This is a genomic window from Desulfobacterium sp. N47 (assembly GCF_051233685.1).
Taxonomy (GTDB): domain Bacteria; phylum Desulfobacterota; class Desulfobacteria; order Desulfobacterales; family RPRI01; genus RPRI01.
The window spans coordinates 1-2885 of the sequence record NZ_JBAMMY010000133.1 but is presented as its reverse complement, the minus strand read 5'-3'; the positions used below and the strand labels follow the sequence as shown (position 1 = coordinate 2885).

The following is a 2885-nucleotide window of genomic DNA, read 5'->3' as shown; positions in this document are numbered from 1 at the left end:
CCATGGTGATGTCAAACCCAATGCCAACTGAAATAGTTCCGTATCTCTCATAGTAATTTGTCTCAACCTCCTCTATCTCTTGATGACTGATATCTATCATGTCTTGAATCGGATTACCCATACTTTTTAGCGAGGAGCCAAAAAATTTATTGATTTAATTAAGGCAAAGAGTTAGCGGGATTTATATATTGATGTTGATTATTAAAATTGTATGATTTGGCGTTGTTGGAACCGAAACAACGAGTGCATTCTCCATTGTTTGCAGCAGCAAAGGCTCTTGAATAAAAATTGATAAAAATCCTTACGGTGGAAGATTTCCCGTTGCTTGCAACGTAGAATCTTCAATAAATAATCCGTTATCTCATTTTCTTGATTTTTATTATCTATAGAATGAGACCATTGAAAAATGTTCAATTTTACTCAAGTTCAAGGAAGGTGAAAATTTTAACCACAGGAATACATCGGGTATTTCGAGGATAGCGCTAAAGCTTCACTGCGTGCGAAATTTGAACCTGACGAAAAAATAGTGAAAAATTCATCCTTCCACATGATTCAAATAAATTGAATGATCAACGGAACTGGTGAATAACTTGTTAAGTTTGTGAATCGCAGGAGTCAATCGCAGAGGAGTTCCTATGAACAGTTTCGTAAACTACTCGAATTATCGAATAGTGCTGACCGATCCAGCAACAACCTCGGGCATTATATTCATTATTCTGCTGATAGTCGTAGGAATTACATGTAAGAAAACCGGATATGACTTTTTCGACATCCCAACGACTACTTCATTAAGAGGCGTAGCCGTACTTTTTCTGCTTTTTGGGCATTTGTCCATAATGTGTTTACAACACCAAATGTTTTTCAATATAGGTGGCTATTGGGCAGTAATCATTTTTCTCTTTATCTCTGGCTATGGGCTTTACCAGAGTTATCAATTAACTAATGCAAAAGCTGGGTTCTGGAAGACACGAATTCTAAAACTCTACATACCTCTTTGGATAACGTTAGCACTCTTTATTATTCTGGATGATGTCCTTATCAATCTCCATCATCCACTACTAGAGATCATCCTCAATTTCCTGGGTTTCCATCTAAACGGCATACTGGTTCGTGTTAATGCAGTTGCATGGTTCGTCGAGTACGTTATGGTCTTGTACTTCATTTTCTGGATAGTATCGAAACTACCTTTTTCCGAAGAACTCAAACTAATCGTCCTATTTTGTTTGTGCTTCTCGGTTTATGCAATAATCCGATTGACGCCAATCAGGAATTACCATTCAATATGGCTTCAATATACGATTGTATTTCCCACCGGAGTTCTATTTGGTAAATACCGAAGCGTGATAAGAACCTTCTTACCAAGTAAGACCAGAAACCGTCTGTTTCTAATAGTCCCAATCTTCATTTCAATCGTAGTCTTCTACGGATGGAATGAAATCGTTCCCATTCGTAGTAGTGATGTTTTCAGACCAATAGCTTTAATACTCCCACTTGTGTTGGTATCAGCACTCATCGAAATGGTGAATTATCAAAGTGCATTCCTGTTATTCTTGGGAAGCTATTCGTATGAGATCTATTTGCTTCATGCACCTTTTATGGTCAAGTATGATTTTTTTCTCTACCGAAAGCCGCTTTTTGCCTACTTCTTTGCCTACCTCTTTGGTTTGATTATTCTCTCTTACATTCTGGCGAAGGTCTCGAATATGGTAAATGATGGTTTGTCTATGTTGCAAAGCAAGAAACATAACAAGGCAATCCTCGTGCCAAGATAAATCCGAATCGTCGGGATGAGACAGAAGGTCTTTGAAAAAGGACTAAACTGTTACGAACAATTCCCGCTTGCTTGCAATCAGGATCTTAGAGCCGTCCAGGTATTATTGCCAACAATTCCGTCCTTTTCGAGTCCGGTACTTTTCTGAAAATGCATTACAGCAAGTTCGGTTGCCGGCCCGAAATCGTGATCAACAGTAACGTCATAGCCTTTCGCCCTTAGCAATTCCTGCAAATCTCCAACCGCGTTGCCGAAAGAACCGCGCCTTAATACGACAGTACTTCCACCTTCGTCGGCAGCTACCCTCATACCATCAATAACAGCAAGAGCATCCTTTGCCATGCGGAGATATTTTCGCCGATCTTCGAGACCGTTGAGGCCGCCATTGACGAGCTTGGTTGCTTTAATCAGGTCATCAAGGTCAGCGGCTGAGTTAATCTTGCGGCTCTTCCAATATTCACAGGCAATCTTCAATGAAGTGGCAGGTTCGGAAGCAATTTCAGGATTGTCCTCCAAAGGCAAAGCAAGTTTTTCACCGATTGTGCGGTAATTGTCTCGTCCGGTAAGCTGGATCAAACCCCTCCCCTTATAGCGTTTACCATCTCCAGGTTGAATGTTCCCGAGCTTTCTACTCCCTTCATAGGCAGCTCCGGAAGCAAATTCTTCAGTGGTACGAAAACCTGCACACTCATGTGTTACCTGCCCCATGAAATGAGCGATTCGCAATTTTGTATTTATTTCATACGCATCAAGTGTTGGAGCAAAAATTGCCGATAACGCACCGACAATTCGCGCTTGAGCAGCAGCCTTATTTCCCGAAAACCGGGGTGCAACTTTAAGAATAAAATCACCATCAACTGATATCATCTTTTCATCCTCCCATAATATTATTTAAAAATATCAATTAGTACTTCAAGTTTTGGCAAATGAAAATCTACCCTCAGAGCGGAAAATTAAAACCGATATCTATTACTTTAACTAAAGTTTCACTGTTTTTGAAGCCGTTCAAACATGGTTTTAAAATTTTGCGATATTTTTTCACAAAACATAAAAAGATGGCATGTAAAATGCATTGCAATTTATATACCAAGTATTTCAAGCACTTACGTCAACT

2 protein-coding genes are annotated in these 2885 nt (G+C 39.6%); one reads left to right on the top strand and one right to left on the bottom strand.

Going from position 1 to position 2885, the window contains the following annotated elements; all coding sequences use genetic code 11:
• The first annotated feature begins 635 nt into the window (after positions 1 to 635).
• The gene (locus VXK47_RS08680) at positions 636 to 1772 is read left to right on the top strand and encodes an acyltransferase family protein (RefSeq protein ID WP_435548382.1); all 1137 of its coding nucleotides are present in this window, start codon (positions 636 to 638) and stop codon (positions 1770 to 1772) included.
• A 77-nt stretch (positions 1773 to 1849) separates the two neighbouring features.
• Here VXK47_RS08680 and VXK47_RS08675 read toward each other — a convergent pair whose 3' ends face one another.
• On the bottom strand, positions 1850 to 2638 hold the full coding sequence (locus VXK47_RS08675; protein WP_435548381.1) for a peptidoglycan-binding protein: 789 nt from the start codon (positions 2636 to 2638) through the stop codon (positions 1850 to 1852).
• Between the last annotated feature and the right edge of the window lie 247 nt (positions 2639 to 2885).

Coding starts and splice junctions, on each gene's coding strand:
- VXK47_RS08680 (WP_435548382.1), top strand. CDS start 636: ATGAACAGTTTCGTAAACTACTCGAATTATCGAATAGTGCTGACCGAT.
- VXK47_RS08675 (WP_435548381.1), bottom strand. CDS start 2,638: ATGATATCAGTTGATGGTGATTTTATTCTTAAAGTTGCACCCCGGTTT.